Raw genomic sequence first — 20,698 nt, forward strand, 5'->3', positions numbered from 1 at the left:
GGATTTTATAGGAGAGATATTATTGTCGTATGGTGTCGAAATTTGGCGTATTCGACGAATTAATATTATCACGAGTTTTCAAGTAATTGTGATGGTTGATGTGTCAAAAATGTGTACGACTTTCATATAAAAGCGTTATTTTATTGCTAAATGTATTTAAAAATTTTGAAGAGGCTTTCTAAAATATAGAAAGGGAATTTTTGTTTATATAAATTATGTTATTAGAAATTCCCCTTCATTTATCATTATGGGTATAGAAAATGGTAAGAACTTAAGGTATAGGACTTGTAAGTGGGAATCTTGCTGCAGAAAAACTAAGCATTGATGGAGTCGGTAAAGCTAAAATTCTACCTTTTATAGTAGCAAGAAATACTACTCTTAGGGTATCACCTGGATGTAATCCATAGATAGTGGATACGCTGAAACTAGTAACATCGTCTTTTATATCTCGATAAACGGAAGTGTCATTGACAAATAAATCTAATATTCCCACAAAAGGCTGAATGAATACAGGTTCAAATGTCAAATTTGCATTAATTTGGTATAAACCTTCTTGTTTGGCTGTAAAAGTATTTATACCATCATATTCATTATTAAAATCAAAGAGTTCAGTTGTGAAATTTACAGTTTGAGAGGTAAAAGCAACAGTAAATTGTTCATCAGTTCCTATATTTGCCCTGAATGCAGATTCTATAGCTCCCGGTCCAGTCGGCCCAGTAGCACCGATAACTCCTCTGCGGCCAGTCGGTCCAGTCGGCCCAGTAGCACCGATAACTCCTCTGCGGCCAGTCGCTCCAGTCAATCCAGTAACACCGGTAACACCAGTAGGACCGGTATTGCCGGAAGGACCAGTAATTCCTATTCCGGAAGGTCCAGTAGGTCCAGTGTCGCCGGAAGGACCAGTAATTCCTATTCCGGAAGGTCCAGTAGGTCCAGTGTCGCCGGAAGGACCAGTAATTCCTATTCCGGAAGGTCCAGTAGGTCCAGTGTCGCCGGAAGGACCAGTAATTCCTATTCCGGAAGGTCCAGTAGGTCCAGTGTCGCCGAAAGGACCAGTAATTCCTATTCCGGAAGGTCCAGTAGGTCCAGTGTCGCCAGAAGGACCAGTAATTCCTATTCCGGAAGGACCAGTAGGTCCAGCGTCGCCGGAAGGACCAGTAGGTCCAGCGTCGCCGGAAGGACCAGTAATTCCTATTCCGGAAGGACCAGTAGGTCCAGTGTCGCCGAAAGGACCAGTAATTCCTATTCCGGAAGGTCCAGTAGGTCCAGTGTCGCCGGAAGGACCAGTAATTCCTATTCCAAACGATCCAGTAGGTCCAGTATCGTCGGTAGGACCAGTCGGCCCTGTTGAATCGATTGAATCTGGGTTTAGAGCAGCGGAAGACAGAAATTCATCCATTATATTTTCACCTCTGAAAAGATTTTAATATCAATAATAAATATAGGGGGAGTGTAAAGTGAAGTGGGCAAGTGATTGTATTTTATAAATTTAACAAAATAGTTATTTTGTAAGAATCAAAAAAGAGCACCTCGTATAGGTGCCAGAATAAGAATTATTCAATGATCAAGATAATTACTTACCACCATTTTGATATATATGTTTTAAATAAAAAAATAGAACAAGATTCTTATTTTGTACATCAAGGTAGTCAGCACAATTAACTAACGGCTTGTTGAAAAAAGAAGCCCTGAGGAATTGTTACAGGACTTCATAAGGTTGAGTTATGTCATACTCACAAGGGATTTTAACATGAATGTTGTGGTAAATAAACTGGTAAATGTGTCCGATTGGTTTAGATCTATTATTTTAAACAAAAACGCTATTTGGTAGCTAGACTTAAAAGTAAAAAGAGCTCCGTCTACTGGTCGGAAGCTCTTTTATGAAAATCAGTGAGTTTCGTTCACTAATTGAATATATGTATAGATTATATGTATAGATTATTTTAGTGTGACTAGTACTATAAAAATTTCATTTTGTAGAAAAAAGTAAAAAGAGCACTATCAATTAGTGCCCTTTGTAAAAATAGCGTAAGTGGCCAGCTCACGTTATAAAGAGAGGTAGAATTTAATATATTCACCCCCTGCTTAAATGGTGAAAACAAAAGAACAGCTAGCAAAAGCTAACTGCTCGCCTCCAGAGGAATTGGAGAATGGGTTGTCTGCAGTATTGACGGAATATTGAGTTTTATTCAGGAGGTAGAGGGAAATGATTAATTTTAGACTGTTCCAACTTGATTTTGGTCTGCAACATCAGAATCGAATGTGTTTGTTGCACTAACACCGCTAAATGTATTGGCAACAAAAGCAACATTTGATGAACCTGAACCATTATAAGCTTTTGTATTTTCCTTTGGAGAAACGTTATAAAAATCACCTAAGTTGAAAGAACCGTTACTATTTTGTACAACCAGATTTCCAACAACAGATGGCATAGGTTTCACCTGCTTTTCTAAAAAGTATTTAAATTAGTATATGGTGTATGCGTCTAGAGGTTCATTTGAATCTGAAAATTTTGAAATGAATTTTGTTAGAAAACACAACAAAATAATCCTTTGAATAGAAAGCGAGGAATAAAAATGGGACAAGGTAACCGTGGAATGGCATTTGAAATGCTTACCAATCTAGCTAATGAAATGTATCAAAGAGGGGGAGTGGCACTTATAAACAAGCGTCCAACTCCTGTGAAGGTGTTAAAGAGTAAAGGTGGCCGTGTGCTAAATAGATTCTATGAAGCTAAAAGTACAGTAGACTATGACGGCGTGTCTGTTGCATTTGAAGCGAAGTCTACAGAGAGTGCTACACGCTTTGATTTAAAGAACATTGCACAGCACCAGTTAGACTACTTTGAAAAAGCAGAGAAGATGGGAGCAATTTGTTTCTTCCTTATTGAGTTTAGCAAGGACCAGTCAATATTCGCGGTATCACTATCAGTCATTCAATCTTATGTAAGGATATCGCAGCAACTAAAAGGTAAGAAGTCGATACCGAGAGCAGACTTTGATATTTATGGATACTTAGTAGATCAGACAGAACGGGCGCCAGTTGATTACTTACAATACATTGATGAAGCAGTATCTCCAGTTATGTTTGATAGAATGATTCAATTCGATCAGGACCATAAAAGGGTAACGAATAACATTGAAGCAGCAAAAGCGAAGATGGCCAACAAGAAACACAAATTATTAAAGGCCTAATGGATAAGGGAAACATGCAGAGTGGATGGTGGGGGCTACTCGCTATGCATGTTTCCCTTATTCAACAAAGAGGTATTAAAATTTCACGTACCTGATGTGAATGTAAAAACCAAAATTTGAAATAAGGGGATTCCTTCATGGAGAGACAATTAACATTATTACCAGCAATCGATGACAAGAAAGTACAAAAGGAAGTAGTCAGCATCTTAAAGGAATACCGTGCATTAAAGATGCGATTCAATAATGAAGTGGAACAGGAAGGGATCAGTTTGTTTCCTGAGTTACGTGATTCAAGAGTGACGAGTAGGATGAAGGTGCAGCAAATAGAAAAGACATTAAACAATATCTTAGATGAAGATGAAAGAAACATCATTACTATGAAGTTCTTAGATAATAAACCAGTTAAAGATTCGTTCGTACAAAATGAACTGATGATGAAAAACTCATACTTTTACGAGAAGAAGAAGAGTGCCATTAAATTGATTGCTACTACATTAGGAATCATTTAAAAATGGTAGAGAAAATGTAGAGAAATAGCGTATTTTTTGGGGAGTTTTTGCAAATGAAATCAATGGTAAGCTATTCCTATAAACAGTTCTTTGAAAAGAGAATACGTTTTGGGGATAGCGTTCCCATTATAATAAAGTTACTCGGTGACGCGGAGGCTAGAGGGGATAAGAGCTTCCCGAAATTATTTGTATTTATCGATCAGCTCGGAATGCGTCCTCTGGGTTGATAATAAATATAAGTCTATTACTCTCTAGTATGTCGGTTCTTGAAAATGGAATGGGGGTGGTTGCTTATGATTGAGTGATACTTACATTAAATTTTAAGAACAATAATGTTTTACCAAGTACATCAGTAATTACTCACGATCTTTATTGATGTAGCGAGCAGAGAGCTTCCGCTTTTTGTTTGAGCTAACGTAGCGGAGCCTTCTCTCCGCCCCCTTGAAAATACGTTAGTCCAAACAAGGCGTCGGAAGAAACATATACGTCTTGGATATTATATAGATCCTTTAGATTTCGACATAGGCCAGCAAAGGTGAAAATGACATTAAGTAGCCGAAGTATTGAGCAAGCTCTACGGAGTGTAAACGAGAAGATTCTTAGTCTTCTCCCAGTCACCGAACACAGAGCGTGTAGCCATACTAGTTGATACGGCGGCTTGGAGAAGCCCGAGAGTATCTAGAATACCAGAGGCTTGAAGAGATATTTATTGCCATTTGTTATCTCTCTTCCCCTTTGAGGAGCTGTCACCTTTCGGTGATGGCTTTTTCTTTGTTATATAGAAATTACACATTAAACCAGTGAACATTCTAATCAGACAGGCATATAATGGATTCGTGGGACGAGTTATCATATGAGGTGAGACTTGGAGCACCATACTTATTTTTGAAGAGTATCTAATGGCAGGTACTCTTTTTTATTGCAGCTTTTGATAAGGACATGCATATATTGAATTGTGGGACAAGTTTTTCATGTCTCATTCAATACCCATAGGAAACTCCTTATCACATTAAGAGCACCCACGGCATGGGTGCTCTTTTAAATTTGAACAAAATGGACATTTGGATTAAAGGATATCTATATAAATAGGTAGAATCTAGTGATTTGGTTCACATTTTAATCCAAGGGGTACAAATTCGATGCGACGTGAAAGGATTTGTTGAAACAGTGGAAGGCGGATTTGCAAGCTGTTCAAGAAGAAAAGAGGCTGAAGAAGAAGGCTAAGAAAAACAACAAAAAATATAGCATTCCTGGTAATACAGCTGACTTCATGAATGGAAAGAATACTTATCGTAAAGAGAATGGGGTATGGAAGCAAAGAAATAAATAATGTGAGGATAAATGAGTTTGATTAAGTGTATAGCAATTATCGTAGGCGCTGCCGTGATTTGGGTGGCGTCTTGTTTGTTGTTAGGGAAAGATAAGGGATGAAATAGATTTGAAACTTAAAGATTAGATAATAATATTATTACTTTAAAATGCAGAAAGTAGCCTAGTAAACAAGCCGTTTTTGTTTTTTAGCATAGAATATGATGAATCCTAGAGTTAAGAGGAGGTAATTATATTTATGGAATGTAATTGTAATTTCAGACGTTCCCGAGATTGTGATAGATTTTGGGATGATTTAATGTTCTGCAGACGCAGAAATAGAGATTGTGATGACCGTCGTTGTAGACGTGACCACGACTGTGATTGTGATGAATGTCGTCGTAGACGTAATCATGATCATGACTGTGATTGTGATAAGCGTAAAGATTGGTAAAGTCCTTTGAATGAGTGCGTTTCTTCACAGCACTCTTTTTTTGTTTATGGGTTTCCTAAATTTATACTTATTAAATACGAAGAATGTAGTTGCAATTCGATTTAAGAACTAACAAAATAAACGAACTCAACGAACGGAAATAAATGTTCTCTTTACCTGTCTAAAAGTTGACCTTCTTGTACAATTTAAATTTATAGGGTAAAAACTTTGTAAACAGATAGTTGTTAATGTCTAAAATAAAATTATATAATTCTTAAAAGAATGAAACCAGATTTTGTGTTTACAATATGTCCAAAAACAGTTAAAGTCTATCGGCAATTAGGAGTCCCAGCTGCTCATTTGGACTTTGGCTTTGAAGAAACAGCACACTACAAATCTCCTAAATCCTCAGAATACAATTGTTCAATTGCAGTTGTTGCAAATGTATATCCTCATATTTTGGGAAAATACCCTGATCATTTTAGAAGTCATGCTCTTAATGCCCTAATTCGACCGCTTTTGGAAAAAATATTCGTATTGATTTTGGGGGGAATAAATGGGATGAAATGAATCGTTTTTTTGGCATGGATATACCAAAAGACTGGATTCATGGCCCTATGCACTATTTAGAGACATATAAGGTGTATAACTCGGCAGATATTATAATAGGGTTACAAAATTATCAAGAGCTAATTACCCAAAGAACGTATGAAATTTTAGGATCGGGTGGATTTCTTCTTACGCTAGATACTCCAGGTGTTAAGAAGATATTTAGGCCAGGGAAAGATTTAATTACGGTTTCATCATCAAAAGAAACACTTGAAGCAATACACTATTTTTCGAATCATCCAAAAAATAAAGCGAAAATTCAAGAACGGGGGCGAATAACAGTACAGGAGCATACTTATCAAGCTCGTGCTAAACAAATTATAGATACACTAATTGAGCATAATATATTAATAGAAAGAGAAAAAACAAGTAAGCAAACAGGGAAAATGATGTATGTTACTGATTTAGAAGAAGACTATGAAATGTATACAATTGAAAAAGGAGATACGTTACACGGGATTTCAAAGAAATTCGGTGTATCTATTGAATCTTTAAAAAAATTAAATCATTTAACATCTAATATGATAGTAGAAAACCAAAGATTAGCAATAAGAAAGAAGAATATCGAATGGAATTTTTAAATTGCATATAACGAACTTTAAGAATTCTTAAGATTTGACTTTTATAGATTTCACCCCAGACCATGGGCACTTTTAAAAAGCGTCTGTCTGGGGTTATATTTTATATACGCATTTCACTTCCTTTTATAAAGAACCTAATAAGATGGGATGGATGAGAAGCAAAAATTTGGTTCATCACCGTAACATGGGGTTGATATTTTGCAAATGAATCAATTTTAGCACACTCTAAGTGTCCACTCAGAATGGAGTGTACATCTATCCAAATGTTACCCTGTCTTTTGGTGATGAACTAAAAGTTTACATATTTTCTTTAGCATAGAATCCGTACAGTTGAATTTGTCTATATGACTTTTTCACTACAAGTATCCATAATAGTTGGAGAACCCCTGTTTCAACTGCTCTGTATTTAAATAAAGAGGATGCATACCATATATATCGTCCATATTCGGGATACTTAAAGGATTCCAATCAGGTTTGTCTAAGTTAGAGAAGAAAGGACAAATATCTAAAGAGGTGAAATGGATGCAAATCCTACTAATTCGTCATGGAAAATCTGAAGATGATTTTTTAGAAGAGGGTTATAAAGGATCTACTGATTTACAGTTAACAAAAAGGGGATTGGAACAAGTTGAAAAAATGTCTAGTTATATATCAAAGGAACTCTCTCCAGAACTTATTTGGTCGAGTACTCTATTGAGAGCAACTCAATCTACTGAAATTTTGAATAATGCTGTTAAATGCCCTGTAGAGTATCTAACTGAGTTATGTGAAATGCAGAATAGAGAGAGTAAACTAGACTTTAGATTACGTGCTGAGAACATCCTTGCAGCTGTTAGAGAAAGGGGGAAACAGTACAAACGAATTGCAATTGTTTCCCATGGAGGAGTGATTACAAAAATTATAGATAGCTTCCTTCGGTTACCGAAAGAACATGATGTGTGGTTCCATACTGACAACACAGGCATACATCTACTTGAATATAAGTCAAATTTCCGTATTATTAGGTTTAGTAACAATACCAATCATTTAAACTAAGACAAAAGTCAACTTCTGAAATCGGGAATTAAGTAACCTACTAATCATTTTTTTCATATTCATCATTGTAAAAAGATAAAAAGAGAACGATCGGAATGCCATTTGTATGGGCAACTGATTGCCATTCTACTCTGTTCTTCTACCATGTTTCAAATGCGGCAATTACTTCTTATGAAAAAGAAACGAGAACTGAGTGAATATAAGGCAATATATATGATTAAAGATTACTTTCTTCTTCTTTTCCAAGCTATACAGAAAGACACCCAAGAGCTATCAAAGATTCTAATTCGTCTGTTCAACCTCCTACAGCAAAACGAGCGAAAATCCCATCGGTATGAGAAGGAAACAGTCTTTGATATATTAGGTGTCGTTTACAATTGTAACATGTCTCATAATCAAGCGGCCTAATTCAAAAAATGAAACCCGATAAGTTTTATTTCACATACAAATCTTTAATTTCTCTACACATACCCTTTAAAAAAAGAAACAATCTCTACTATAATTGACATTGTATGAGCTTAAGTTGATAGCGATGTGTTTGTACACCACATCTATCAACTTAAGCATTTTTTCGTTTTGGGACACTTGTTTCTCTTATCTTAATAGTGATGTGGTGAGACCTATTAATTGTAATCATCATTTTGATAATTGTTATCTAATCTCAGCACGCTTCCATATGAACGATATTATGTTTTTACTTATACTGAGGCTCTTCCTGTTCAATTTGCTGAAGTCGAGGATTTAAAGATTCAATAATTTCTTGAGTTTGTTGTGCTGCACCTATATATAATTGTTTTGCTTGCTTGTTATCAGTATCAAGAACAAATCCTTCTAGGCATGCTTGAGCACTCTTTAATCCAGCAATAGTTTGTTTAAGTTTAGTGATTACTGTCATGTAATATTCCTCCTTGTAAATGTACTTCAAAACATAGAATGCCTCTTTTGTTATCATAGTACGATTTCAAATTTTAGGGTTATGCGAATGGAGAATTTTACAGTTAATCATTCAAAGAAGAATTTTTTAGCTAATAAATGCATGGAATAGCTTTGTCCCAATAACAAAAGAAAAAGAGTACATATTTAATATGTACTCTTGAAAAAGGAAGTCTATAAACGTGATGGAATATTATATGTTTGTCGCGTTTAAAAGTTCAAGGAAATCAATAAAATTGTTATTTAGTAATAAATAGAAAGAACACATGTATTCAGCTCATGTTAAAATATGTACTTTCATATGAAGGGTAAGAAGAAAAAATAATTATGAAGCAAATATTATACGCCCTAACTTTATCTGTTAAATATCAAAAAACTATAAGGATGTATTCATGTAAATATTGGTAATGGAGAGGCTGACCAACAAAATCCTTATTTAATATTGAAATGAAAAAACATGTACAAAAATTGTACATGTCTATATAAGACCTATGCCTTATCTCTGTAAATATATGTTTGTTTTATGAAAATGTTGAGTACCTTTGAAAAATAAAGAGTACTTTAAAAGGTACTCAACAACTAATACTGAGGTGACTATGATTATTATATGTACGTTTCCAATGAATGAGCATTTTATTAAAAACCTTTAATTCATTATATTAAAATGCACAAATAAATATCGATTGAGATCACACCTTATACAGAAAGGTAATAATTATAGTTTTTCGAAACATGAGATTAGCGAATGGGTTCAGATAAAATTTTAAAAATATAAAAGAGATCTTAGTGGTCTGAAATCAAAAGCAAAATATTATCTTTAAAGAGAAAGTAACATCTTGATATGAAATTGTTTTTAAAAATCTTGATACAAAAAACATTACAAAAATAGTTATTCAAATAAAAATACATGCTGGTCTAGGTTACATATGTAAGTGATGAATCATAGAATGTGAGATGGGACTACTGCAAAATCAAGAAATACTTATTAAGGAGATATAAAATGAACAAATACTTTAATAAAAGAAAAATAAGTAGAAAAGATTTAGTGGAATATAAGCTCATTGGAGACGGAAAAGATGGAGAAGTATACCAATTAAGCCATGATAAATGCGTAAAAATATTTTTCCTGGAAGAAACTCAAAAAAAAGAGTTGAGAGCTCTAGTAATTGGGCAATCATCACCTATTATTCCAAGACTTTATGGATATGGAGAAAATTATATTATCATGGAGTATATACAAGGAATTTCACTTGCACGTCACTTGAAAAAAGAAAAACAAATTACAGAAGAACTAACTGAAAGGATATTAATAATGTTGGATGAATTAAAAAGGATTGGATTTACTAGGTGGGACACGGAAGTAAGACATGTGTTAATAAATGAAGAAGGTCAGTTAAAAGTCATTGACCATAAAAGAGCTTTTACTTCAAATAGTGAGGTTCCTACGAAGTTGTTAAAAGGGTTTAAGAAATTTGGACTATCACAAGATTTTCTGAACTATGTGAAAAATATACGTTCTTCTGTTTATAATAGATGGGCGGAACATCGATAAAAAACAGATTATCTTGTGTATAACGTTTTTATATTGAAACTTTCATTTGGCTTCTTAATTATTCCCTTGTAAAATTCATTATAAAAATGAATAAATATATATGTAAATCTTAATACAAGATTATTTTCTCTCTCTTTTTGCGGGCAGTACCCCCATCGTCATCAAGCTAATAAAGGCAAATACCCCCAAAATAAGAAAAATGGCATATAAGGTTCTATATTTCATGTTGCAAGCAAAGTAAAAGAACCCTACACAAAGCCGGATTCTCTTACAAATGTATTCGTTTATAAAAGGCTGCACTAAAGGAATTGAGCCTGAAACACTCAATTCCTTTTTTATGTTATAACAAATGAATAAAAATTTTCAATAAAGGAAATTCCTTTTTGTCTTAAACTTAATTACAAATTGAAATTTTGAAGCAGAAGAATAACAGAACCACTCAAGGTGTTTTCTTAATCTCGCATTGCCCCTGCCTCTCGGGAAGTCATTGCCCCTTGTCCTTCACTTACATCTTTTTGGATGTCTTGCTTTACTTTGTTTGCATCAGTTCCAACAAAATCAGGTTTCAAAATAGAACCCGAATTTTCTTTAGCTTTGTTATGATTTAGCATACAAGTCCTCCTCAATTTCTTGTTTAACGATCTTATTATTTACAAAATTCATTTGGTATATCCCGAGTAGTTGAGCGAATTTTACGTAAAGTAAAAGGGATTTAAATTGTATAAGTGGTTTCTTATTTTAGGAATAGCCATTAGTCGGATTTTATAACTTTTCGCTTACATTTTTGATAACATTTTCAATAGATTGGCACATATAAACTGAAAAGCCCCTCCGGTACTTCTGAAGGGACACATTAATATATTCATTGTTATCAGCTATTTATAGTTCTATTTGGTGAGAGTCTCCCTGAATATACATACATATACTCAACAGTGACAACATAATACCCACAACGAAAGTCATAGGATTATCTTCTTTTTCCTTGTCAAAAGTAAAGAAAGTTACTATACAAAAAATAATTGTGAATATGGGCATGATTACAAATGCGTAACCGAATATAAATGAAACTCCACCCATAACCATCCCTATTAGTCCATATAGATTTTGGGTTGGAATTTTTTCTATAAGTTCCCTCTCATAATCAGATATGCCTTCATAATCATCTTCTTTCCATTTGTTCTTTAGTTTATTAAGAAAATTGATTGTTTTTTTGAAAAACTTCATTGTTTACACTCCTAGAGATTACATGAACGCTACGGTTTATTAAGTTTTCTCCTCTTTATTTTAACAGTAGGTACATTTGCTTTTTCTAAATAAAAACTATTCATTAGTCTAAACCATTACATAAGTAAAGTAGAAAAATAAGAATAGAAGATTGAAATTTTGTTTAAAACGTGGAAGTCATTTTTTGAAATTGATGAATGTAAAAATATTAAAAGAGAACGCCTAGAGTGTCATTTATATGGACAACTCATCGGCATTCTCCTCTGTTCTTCTACGATGTTTCAAATACGACAGTTTCTGCTTGAAAAGACAAAGCAGGAACTGAGTGAATACAAAGCGATTTATATGATTAAAGATTACTTTCCTTTACTGTTTCAAGCGATAGCCGCTGGCACAGAAAAACTTTTAAAAATTCTGCATCGTCTTTATCTGTTGCTCAAAAAGAATGGTCGTAAATGTCATCGGTATAAGAAGATGACCGTCTTTGATATTCTAGGGATTGTGTATAAAACGACGGTGAAGCATAGACAAGCTGCCTAGCGAAAAAATCACGTTTTAATAGGCTTCTTTAGCATGCCTACTTTTCTATCAATTGCTAGTTTTAAAACAAGGATCGTTTCATATCTAGTAATTTACTCGGTTAGCTTGATGGGCATGGGGTAGTACCCCTTATATCATAAAATTGTTGGGGGAGTAAAGAAGTTAGGGCGGAGATAGACTGGCAAGGGTATGAAAAGATGGCAAACAATGAAGCGGTATTTCCGCTAATGCCAGTTTCTTTTTGTAGCATCATTCATACATTAGGATTAGGTCGTATAGGGAGGGATAAGAGTTATGAGAGAGTGTGTTTTAGTTATTGGTGCTCACCCAGATGATGAGTTATTAGGATCTGGAGGGACTTTAAAAAGATTAGTGGAGAATGGCCATCGGGTTATTTCAATAATTATTGCTTCAGGAAGAAGGGAGGAAGCGGATCGGATACATCAACTAGGCAAGGATGCAAATAAAGAAATTGGTATTGAAGAAGTGATATTCCTCAATCATCCTAATTTAGAATTGGAATTAATTCCGTTGCATCAATTAACGAAAGAATTAGAACAATTAATACAGAACTATAAACCAAGTAAAATTTTCACCCACCATTATGGAGATGTCAACATTGATCATCTAATTACCTTTCAAGCGGTTTTGACCGCAACGCGACCTCTACCTAAACGAAATCCGATAGAATTAATTACGTTTGAAACGGTTTCCTCTAGTGAGTGGAATGTCTATACAAATGATAAAGTTTTCAAACCTAATTATTTTGTTAATATTACAGATCAAATGGATTCAAAGATTGCGGCGCTCAAACATTATGATGTAGAAATGAGAGATTTTCCTCATCCTCGTTCGTATGAAGGCGTTCAGCATTTAGGAAGGGTTAGGGGTATGACGATTGGCGTACCATACGCTGAAGCGTTCGAAGTGATAAGGAGGATCTGGCAATGAGAAATGAGAGTATGTTTCCGTATTCCTATTTAATCGAAGCGATGGATAAATATTTTGGAATGCATTCACCTTCATCACCCAAAAAGAAAGATGCAACGAGAGAACGATATGTAAATGCAAAGCCAAAGGTGACTTCAAAGAAAAGAAGACTTTCTATATTAATTGCTACGTTTTGGGATTATCCTCATACGGGGGGGTTATCTAATTATATTACAGCACTTAGAGAAGGTTTAAAAAAATTGGGCCATAAAGTCGATATTATATCTCCTAATCAATTTCTTACGAGCGAAGTAAGAAACATGCGTAAAAAGGTTGTTCCAGAATTGAAAAATTTCTTTTCTGCACGTTATGGAAGCTATAATACCACGATTTTGAGAAATTGCAGACGTATGTATATCTACGAAATGATGTTGCTTAAAAATATCAACTTAAAAAAATATGATGTTTTTCATGCGCAAGATTTGTTTACAGCCAATATATTGGGAAGAATCAATCGACTTTATAAGAAACCTTTGCTATTTACACCCCATGGGATGTTTACTTTTAACCGGGTGAAATTTGGTATATTTGAAAAAGATTCACTAGAAGAAGCCTATTATAAAACATTAGAAAGTAAAGCTATTGAATTTGCCAATCATCTTATTATTCTCAGTGATTCATTTCGTCAACCGTTAATGCAACTGGGGGCAAAGCAAGAGGAAATGACAACTGTGCTTACGGGTATTGATTATCCTGAGAAGTATGATGTAAAAAATACATTGGCACAGAAAAAAATCGTTATTACATGTGTGGCGAGATTAGGACCAAGAAAAGGTCATAAAGTATTATTTGATGCACTTTCACAGATGGAAAGGAAATATACTGAAAACATTAAGGTGCTTATTGTCGGAGATGGCGAGATGAGAGATGCGTTAGAAAAGCAAGTTGCTTCTTTGAATCTTTCCATGGTGGAGTTTTTAGGGGAAAGAGATGATGTACCAAACATTTTAAGTAAAACCGATATTTTTGTACTTCCAACTCTAAATGATAGTCTGCCTATTTCTATTATTGAGGCCATGCATAGTGGAGCTTGTGTCATTTCGACAACATCGGGAGGAATACCTGAATTAGTGCATCACGAGAAGACAGGTATTCTAGTAGATGTAGGAGATGTAAATAAACTAAAACACGCATTAAAGTTCGTTATTGAAAACCAGCAAGATCGGGAGAAGTTAGGTGAAAATGCCAGAAACTTCGCTAAAAAATATTTAACTAGAGAGACAATGATAGCTCATATCGAAAAAATCTACAAAGATATTTAAGTGAGGAAGGATTCTATGTATCATGAACACAGTGCAGTTGTACTGGACTTAAGTGCCAATGGAGTTGGAATTATTAGAAGTTTAGCGAGAAAAGGAATTAAAGTTTATGCGTTTGATGTAGAGGGGCCTTATAAGATAGGGAGATCACGCCTTGCTTCATGTGGAGTATGTCCAAGTCCTTTATCGGAAGAAAAGGAATTATTAACTTTTTTAATCCACTTGGCTAAAGAATTAAAATTGAAACCAGTTTTGTGTACAGGTGCGGATGATTATGTGGTATTTATTTCAAAATATCGAGCGGAGCTGTCTGACTACTATTTATTTTTGTTTCCTGAGCATTCATTAATTGAAACAATACTAGATAAACATAAAATGTATGAACTGGCTGTGAAGCATAATATTCCATGCCCGAAAACATATGTGATTGAACATAAAGGACAGTTAGAAGAAGCAATATTGAACCTCGGTTTTCCATGTATATTAAAGCCGACTTTGGGCCATAAGTTTCGAAAAAAAATAAATAAAAAGGCTATATTTATAAAAGATCCAGATCAACTAAGAAATGAGTATGAATTGTACCGACAGCATGGAAAGCTCATCGCTCAGGAAATCATTCCTGGAGACAATCAGCATTTTTATAAAGTGGCTACTTTTTATGACGACAATATGGAGCTATTAGCATTATTTTCTTTGCAAAAGAACCATCAATTTCCAGCTGACTTTGGAACAGGAGCTCATATTGTTAGTAAACAGATTCCAGAACTAGTGGATGTATGTTTACCTCTTTTTAAAAAAATACAACTTAAAGGTATTGGCATGGCAGAGTTTAAAAAGGACCCGCGAGATGATGTTTATAAGTTTATTGAAATCAATCCCCGTTTTTGGTTAACTCATAGCCTAACAGAATCTGCAGGCATCGATTTTGCTTATATGTATTATTTATATCTAACCAAGCAAAACCCAGCGCCAAGACTTAAACAAAGAGACGGTATCAAATGGATTTATCTTGTGCGGTATTATTTAACGTTCCGTGACAAGAAAAAAAGAGCTGAAATGACATGGCAAGATTTTTATGAAGGCTTGCGAGGAAAAAAAGAGTTCGCTCTTTTTGCGTGGGACGATCCGATGCCATTTATTAGAAGCGCATGGTCTCATTTGAGGAATGCATGGAAACGAAAATGAAAATGAAAGGAATGAAATCATTGTATGAAGCAAAAGAATTATCCTATTATTTAAAGAAGTTTAGAATTTCAGATAAAATCTCTTATTCAATGGGTGAAAGGGTAGCAATAGATCCTGCTAAAATTGAATGTCTGAAATCAACAACAAGAACTAGTATCTACAAATTATTTCTTCGAAAAAAAATGAAAAACTATCCCATTATTTTAAAAGTATATAATTCAACAAGCTACAGAAATGAAGTAGAGATTCAAGTATATGAAAAAGCGTATCCGATATTGAAAGAGTTTCTTCCTCAAATATATTATATTGAAAAAAAAGGAACTGAAACCTGGATATTCATGGAGTTTGTCCAGCAAGTACGCGGCCAGATTACTTTCTCCCCAAAACATTTAGAACATATTATCCCCACTGTTGCCAAACTTCACGCACACACATTTGAAGACAATTTGAAAAAACATAAAAATATTTGGAATGAATGGCTCCCCATTTATGAATCAAGCAAAATGAGAAGTGGTCGATCTAAATACATTGGAAGAACGATTACTTTTCTCGATGATGCAGTGCAAGACGATAGGGTAAGTGAGACCATTAAACCCTATCATAAATCGCTAATAAAACTGTGTCAGAAGGGACCGGATTTTTTTCCGGAATTATTTGAAAACGGTTCATCTATAACACATGGAGACCTTCATATGCAAAATATATGTAGTAATAATGTGACACTAGATGCTCCATGGAATATTCAGTTTATCGATTGGGAGTCTATTAAATACGGACCCGTCTGGTTTGATATGGTTGTTTTAGTCGAAATATTATTAGGCTTTAGAAAAGATTGGCAGAGCAATGCAGAAGAGATTCGCACGCATTGTGTGAATTTATATACAAAACAAATGCAGAAGAATGGGATTGAATTTAAAACAGCTCCAATTGATCTTTATAAAATGGCGTATTTGCAGAGAACATTAGAAAAGGGGCTGCATACTCAGTTACGAAGAATATTCAATAACCGTTCTGGTTGCGAATTATTAGCATATCATCTTGAAAAAGTTTCAATTTGGGGAGAAGAATTAGGTTTATAGAGGATAAATCTCCCTTGTATCATTAGAAGAGTTAGGATGTAATACTTTTGATTGCAATAAAGGAAGAGTGAAATAAATATATCAAATATAGAACTGCAATTTGGATTTGGCAGGAGGCACATCTATAGATTTGGAAAAAGATGTTTAGAAAAGGACGAATTTGAAATGATAATGGGCTATAGAGCTCTAATCCCTTATAAAAAATTACCGTAGGGAATCTTTTCCGATGGTAATTTTTTTTCGATGGCTTATATTGCAAAGGAAAATTTTTTAGGTGCTTTTAATTTATTAATCAATACGTATCCCTAGATAAGAGAAATGATAATAAATTTGTATTTTAATAGAAATAGTAAATATAATGTGAATGATCCAATTATTTATATCAAACCTCATGTTCGTTCAATTAGTAATAACTAATCATGGACAACTAATTCAATCCTTATTTAATGACTTAGACTCCGATACAGCACATGAGCCAACATTAAAGACTGATATAGGAGTTACCATCATTGATGAGGCCCATGAATTTCAAGAAGCATTTATGAAAATAATCGAAAGAAAGGTTAACATGCCTCAATTAAAATCAATAACTAATACGATTAAAAGAAAAATGAAAAATGGAAAAACTCAGTGCAATAGCTATTAAATTGGATACATACATTAAAAAAGAACACCCAGATATAGATAACGGTAAACCTTTAAGAGGTCGAGATGAAGGCGATCCTTTAGGATGTGCCCATTATGATTGCGAATGGGATACTGGTGATCTTTTTGGAGAAGTCAAATATGTTTATAATAAAACTGATGAATCGGATAATAAATAATACACATAAAGAAAAGACACCCATATAAGAGCATAGTCATCAACTTTTTTTACAATCATTGAGTAAAATCCTGTATTTTGGGCATACTCAAATAGAACTTCCCTTGGTTCATATTTTATGAAGCCACTGGAAGTTGCTCCGTTGATATCTCTATTAAGCCTAGGATTTCAAACGGCGTTGTTTTTCGGTACCGCCGCGCTTTTTTCCCATTCTTACTAATATCTTGAAAGAGCCTGCTAAGCACTGAAACAGGATGTTGGAAAGTACAAAAAAGTGTGGTGTGTATTTTTTTAGATAGATTTGCACCATATAAGCGCATTTAAGCTCACTCATTTCTTTTCTATGTTTCTCCCATAAAAGTCTCCGCATTTGATAGGTCGTGCTTGCGACTAGACATAATCGCAAGAGTTGGCCATATAAGTGACATTGAAACCGTTCTAGTTTCATCCGTTTGTTTACATGAATGCTAAATATAGATTTCCATGTTTTGAATACAATTTCTACTTGCCATCGTAAAGAATAAAAAGCGTAAACCTCTGTGGCTGGCAATATTTCTGAAGGAGCGTTGGTAACTAATAAGTTTACGCAACTTGCAGCTTTAGGCATCTTTTTTTTCATTTTTTTATGATGTATCAACCGTTTATCCCATTCGTTTTGTGTTAAACGGTATAAGATGAGTCGAGTTCGATGCTTGTGCTTCAATCCGATATATACCTCTGGCAATTCTAGCGTCTCTCCTTCTTGTAATTTCTTCGTTAAGGTTTCTATATGTAATAAAATCCATTTCCCATCTTCACCCTTTTGGTACACTTGCGTGTTCCAACGAATTCTAGATATATAGTAAGCCTCGCGTAGTGAGATATTCTCTAAATCCACCAATATCATGATATCCAAGATCGCGAAGTACAAGATCTCCATTTTGTAAGGTCTTCGTGCGTTCTTGCCCATATTTTGCGTCGTTACTAGTAGCGTGATCTACCGTCATGCCTAGAAACTCTCCTGAAAGTAGCTCATATTCCAATTGAATCTTCACACCAGCCTCAGAACCTCCACCCCCAAAGCCTTTATAAATTTCGGCATAGGAAGAAGGTAGTTGAAAGGATGTCGAATCTAAAATACGGATTCGTGTAAAGAGACTGGATAATGATGTGGCGGAACAAACTTTTTGCCGGAAGGCATACAGAAATAACTTTTTAAGGAATACCACAGTTCGTGTATTCCAACGCTTATTAAGCGCTTCGGCTGAGATACAAGTTCCTGTGGCTTCATTTAATTTTGTGCAGAGACTAACTAAAGACTCAGAACTGATTGTTTGACCCAAAAATACACAGAGTGATACAAGGTCTTGTGCCTGAAATTTTCGTTTTCGTTGAATCATACCTGTTTGATACGCAAGTTCTTGTAAGTGATGGATAGAAAATTTATTTCGAAATTCTTTACCCAATATGCGTAATTCCTCAACTAATATGTTGTTTGTAGACATAAATTAAAACACCCTTTCATGCAGTACTGCATGAAAGGGTGCCCTAATTTTATTATTTTATTCATTTTCTTAAGTTGATGGCTATGCACCCTAAGGTGTCTTGCTTCGACTTGAACCATCTAAATTTTAATAATATGTATGGACTCCCATCCAAATATTATTTTACCATGTTAAGTTATATTGTTCATTGAGAAATATAATAAAATTTAATTAGACATATTTTTGCTACTTACATTATAAAGGTCCACTTGCTTATTTATGCTGGTTGTCTGTGTTAGGTCGTTTTGTAGTCCATGCAGCGATTAACAAGAGAAAAATAGCAGTGACGACACCTAAAAGTCCTTGTTGGAGCCACATAGATAATGCGAAATTTGAGCCAATAGCTAGAAAAATAAGCATTACTGTGTATTTATTGAATTTCATTACGAACAACCTCTCAATGGAACTATATTTAAGGGGATTTTACCATAGATTTAAGGAGGATATTTCATAAATGGAGCAGGTTATACAAGAGTTTTTTTCTCCAAGTAAAAACTATAAGGTTCAAATCATTAAAAGAAAAGATGGTCTATATACAACAGAAGCCTATAGATGGATGGAGGATTGTGGTTATGAATTTTGGAGTTATATATCACAAGGATTGACTTTGATAGATAGTGAGGAACATGCGTGAAAGATTGCTATGGAACAACTAAAAGAATGTTCAAGAGAAAGGTTTTAAAAATACGTTATTCCATCTGTGAAATTATAGGAAAGTATGATGTTTTATTATTGGTGAAAGAATACAAATATTTTGTAAGTGAACCTAGTATTATTTATTTCAATAGTCATTGAGAAAATATTAAAAAATACTTTAGTAAACATAAAGCGACTGCAAAATCTACTTTTAGTGTATATTTTGCAGTCGTTTTATTTGAAAAAATAAATTACTTGTAGATGTATGAAGTGGTTATAAATAGTTCAATATGAGTATATTGAAACATTAAATATGCAGTAATCAAACAATAAGAAGAGAGTGGTAAAAACTCTCCTTTTTATAGAACTGCAAAATCCGTACATCGTAAAAAATTATACGAAAATTTAAATGAAATGCCATTTTACATAGAAGAATTTGTGGAGTACAAAGAATTGCATGATGCCTCTCCCTCCACCCTACTGAATTATGTATATGATTTTAGAGTCTTCTTTAATTGGCTATTATCTGAACAAATTATTGAATTTAAGCCCATTAAAGACATATCTTTCTCTGATTTGGAGAATTTAAGGAAAAAAGATATTGAGAACTTTATGAGGTTTCTAAAACTACAACAAAACATGCAAAATTCCTCTGTTAACAGAAAAATTTCAGCTTTAAAATCTTTATTTAAGTATCTTACTTCCCTTTCAGAAGATGAAGATGGAGAATGCTATTTTTATAGAAATGTAATGGCTAAAATTGAAATACATAAAGATAAAGAAACATTAAACGCCCGTGCGAAGCGTATGAGATCTAAAATATTCCATAATGATGACGATCAAGAATTTTTAAATTATGTTAAGTTTGAACATGAAAAAGCTTTAACAAAACATCAGTTGTTCTATTTCCTAAGAGATAAAGAGCGTGATGTAGCTATTCTCTCTCTCTTTCTTGGTAGTGGTATTCGTGTAAGTGAATTGGCCGATCTTCGTATGGAAGATATAAACTTAAAAGAAAGACTAATTGATGTAATACGAAAAGGAAACAAAGAAGATTCTGTATGGATTACCCCAATTGCATTGAATGATCTTGAGAAGTATATGGAAATTAGAGATAACAAATATGCTCCGGGGAAAGAATTAAAAAATGTATTCTTATCAAAGTATAAACATACTGCACAGCCTCTTTCAGTCAGGGCTATCCAAGAGGTTCTGGTGCAAAAACTTTGAAGTAGATGAAAATGGTCTATCAAACTTGGAAATACTGATAGTACTACTCTATAAA

At 34.1% G+C, this 20,698-nt stretch carries 20 protein-coding genes and 4 pseudogenes; 18 read left to right on the forward strand and 6 right to left on the reverse strand.

Features of this window, described 5'->3' with window-relative positions:
- Positions 1-271 precede the first annotated feature (271 nt).
- Together MHI07_RS09565 and MHI07_RS09570 are read right to left on the reverse strand one after the other, a co-directional pair.
- Complete coding sequence (locus tag MHI07_RS09565; RefSeq protein WP_340823301.1) at positions 272-1,399, reverse strand: hypothetical protein; 1,128 nt, start codon at positions 1,397-1,399, stop codon at positions 272-274.
- A gap of 817 nt (positions 1,400-2,216) precedes the next feature.
- Positions 2,217-2,432: a spore germination protein gene (locus MHI07_RS09570; protein WP_002158195.1), complete on the reverse strand. Its 216-nt coding sequence runs from the start codon at positions 2,430-2,432 to the stop codon at positions 2,217-2,219.
- Positions 2,433-2,576: 144 nt separating this feature from the next.
- Here MHI07_RS09570 and MHI07_RS09575 point away from each other — a divergent pair, with 144 nt between their 5' ends.
- From MHI07_RS09575 to MHI07_RS09615, 9 genes and pseudogenes are all read left to right on the forward strand, one after another.
- Positions 2,577-3,194, forward strand: a complete 618-nt coding sequence (locus MHI07_RS09575; protein WP_215581411.1) for a Holliday junction resolvase RecU — start codon at positions 2,577-2,579, stop codon at positions 3,192-3,194.
- 137 nt (positions 3,195-3,331) lie between these two features.
- Positions 3,332-3,703 carry an ArpU family phage packaging/lysis transcriptional regulator gene (locus MHI07_RS09580; protein ID WP_002158191.1) on the forward strand — a complete coding sequence of 124 codons (372 nt, stop codon included), beginning with the start codon at positions 3,332-3,334 and terminating at the stop codon, positions 3,701-3,703.
- Positions 3,704-3,756: 53 nt separating this feature from the next.
- Positions 3,757-3,930, forward strand: coding sequence for a hypothetical protein (locus MHI07_RS09585; protein ID WP_002158190.1), 174 nt, complete (start codon positions 3,757-3,759; stop codon positions 3,928-3,930).
- 932 nt (positions 3,931-4,862) lie between these two features.
- Positions 4,863-5,033, forward strand: a complete 171-nt coding sequence (locus MHI07_RS09590; protein ID WP_176108048.1) for a hypothetical protein — start codon at positions 4,863-4,865, stop codon at positions 5,031-5,033.
- Between the two features lie 237 nt (positions 5,034-5,270).
- Positions 5,271-5,465 carry a hypothetical protein gene (locus MHI07_RS09595; RefSeq protein ID WP_199661838.1) on the forward strand — a complete coding sequence of 65 codons (195 nt, stop codon included), beginning with the start codon at positions 5,271-5,273 and terminating at the stop codon, positions 5,463-5,465.
- A gap of 261 nt (positions 5,466-5,726) precedes the next feature.
- Entirely contained in the window at positions 5,727-6,014 is a 288-nt protein-coding gene (locus tag MHI07_RS09600; RefSeq protein ID WP_252198750.1) for a hypothetical protein, read from the forward strand.
- A gap of 14 nt (positions 6,015-6,028) precedes the next feature.
- The gene (locus tag MHI07_RS09605; protein ID WP_340823312.1) at positions 6,029-6,634 is read left to right on the forward strand and encodes a glycosyltransferase family protein; all 606 of its coding nucleotides are present in this window, start codon (positions 6,029-6,031) and stop codon (positions 6,632-6,634) included.
- A 522-nt stretch (positions 6,635-7,156) separates the two neighbouring features.
- On the forward strand, positions 7,157-7,669 hold the full coding sequence (locus MHI07_RS09610) for a histidine phosphatase family protein (RefSeq protein ID WP_252198753.1): 513 nt from the start codon (positions 7,157-7,159) through the stop codon (positions 7,667-7,669).
- A 48-nt stretch (positions 7,670-7,717) separates the two neighbouring features.
- Positions 7,718-8,077: pseudogene (locus MHI07_RS09615) on the forward strand (IS4 family transposase); the annotation flags it as partial.
- A 286-nt stretch (positions 8,078-8,363) separates the two neighbouring features.
- On the opposite strand, the gene MHI07_RS09620 reads toward MHI07_RS09615, so the two are convergent.
- A complete protein-coding gene (locus MHI07_RS09620; RefSeq protein WP_070142656.1) occupies positions 8,364-8,564 on the reverse strand; it encodes a DUF1657 domain-containing protein in 201 nt (66 codons plus the stop codon).
- 1,038 nt (positions 8,565-9,602) lie between these two features.
- On the opposite strand from MHI07_RS09620, the gene MHI07_RS09625 reads away from it, so the two are divergent.
- Positions 9,603-10,154 (forward strand): AarF/UbiB family protein, encoded by a 552-nt coding sequence (locus tag MHI07_RS09625; RefSeq protein ID WP_215581415.1) that lies wholly within the window; start codon positions 9,603-9,605, stop codon positions 10,152-10,154.
- 452 nt (positions 10,155-10,606) lie between these two features.
- Here MHI07_RS09625 and MHI07_RS09630 read toward each other — a convergent pair whose 3' ends face one another.
- Positions 10,607-10,765, reverse strand: coding sequence for a hypothetical protein (locus MHI07_RS09630; protein WP_340823320.1), 159 nt, complete (start codon positions 10,763-10,765; stop codon positions 10,607-10,609).
- A 268-nt stretch (positions 10,766-11,033) separates the two neighbouring features.
- Entirely contained in the window at positions 11,034-11,378 is a 345-nt protein-coding gene (locus MHI07_RS09635; protein ID WP_002158180.1) for a DNA translocase FtsK 4TM domain-containing protein, read from the reverse strand.
- Positions 11,379-11,525: 147 nt separating this feature from the next.
- Here MHI07_RS09635 and MHI07_RS09640 point away from each other — a divergent pair.
- From MHI07_RS09640 to MHI07_RS09665, 6 genes and pseudogenes are all read left to right on the forward strand, one after another.
- Positions 11,526-11,918: pseudogene (locus MHI07_RS09640) on the forward strand (IS4 family transposase); the annotation flags it as partial.
- A 294-nt stretch (positions 11,919-12,212) separates the two neighbouring features.
- Entirely contained in the window at positions 12,213-12,869 is a 657-nt protein-coding gene (locus MHI07_RS09645) for a PIG-L deacetylase family protein (RefSeq protein WP_002158179.1), read from the forward strand.
- A complete protein-coding gene (locus tag MHI07_RS09650; RefSeq protein WP_002158178.1) occupies positions 12,866-14,170 on the forward strand; it encodes a glycosyltransferase family 4 protein in 1,305 nt (434 codons plus the stop codon). The genes MHI07_RS09645 and MHI07_RS09650 overlap by 4 nt, the downstream gene beginning before the upstream one ends.
- 15 nt (positions 14,171-14,185) lie before the next feature.
- On the forward strand, positions 14,186-15,352 hold the full coding sequence (locus MHI07_RS09655; protein WP_128283606.1) for a carboxylate--amine ligase: 1,167 nt from the start codon (positions 14,186-14,188) through the stop codon (positions 15,350-15,352).
- 11 nt (positions 15,353-15,363) lie between these two features.
- A complete protein-coding gene (locus MHI07_RS09660) occupies positions 15,364-16,431 on the forward strand; it encodes a phosphotransferase (RefSeq protein ID WP_215582043.1) in 1,068 nt (355 codons plus the stop codon).
- A gap of 617 nt (positions 16,432-17,048) precedes the next feature.
- Entirely contained in the window at positions 17,049-17,255 is a 207-nt protein-coding gene (locus tag MHI07_RS09665; protein WP_002158174.1) for a hypothetical protein, read from the forward strand.
- A 159-nt stretch (positions 17,256-17,414) separates the two neighbouring features.
- Here MHI07_RS09665 and MHI07_RS09670 read toward each other — a convergent pair.
- Positions 17,415-18,738: pseudogene (locus tag MHI07_RS09670) on the reverse strand (IS4 family transposase).
- 493 nt (positions 18,739-19,231) lie between these two features.
- Between MHI07_RS09670 and MHI07_RS09675 the strand changes: the two are divergent.
- Both MHI07_RS09675 and xerS read left to right on the forward strand, forming a co-directional pair.
- Positions 19,232-19,411, forward strand: coding sequence for a hypothetical protein (locus tag MHI07_RS09675; RefSeq protein WP_215581418.1), 180 nt, complete (start codon positions 19,232-19,234; stop codon positions 19,409-19,411).
- Between the two features lie 374 nt (positions 19,412-19,785).
- Positions 19,786-20,628, forward strand: a pseudogene (xerS, locus tag MHI07_RS09680) (tyrosine recombinase XerS); the annotation flags it as partial.
- Positions 20,629-20,698: the final 70 nt, after the last annotated feature.

This window comes from Bacillus sp. FSL H8-0545, assembly GCF_038006105.1.
GTDB lineage: Bacteria > Bacillota > Bacilli > Bacillales > Bacillaceae_G > Bacillus_A > Bacillus_A cereus_U.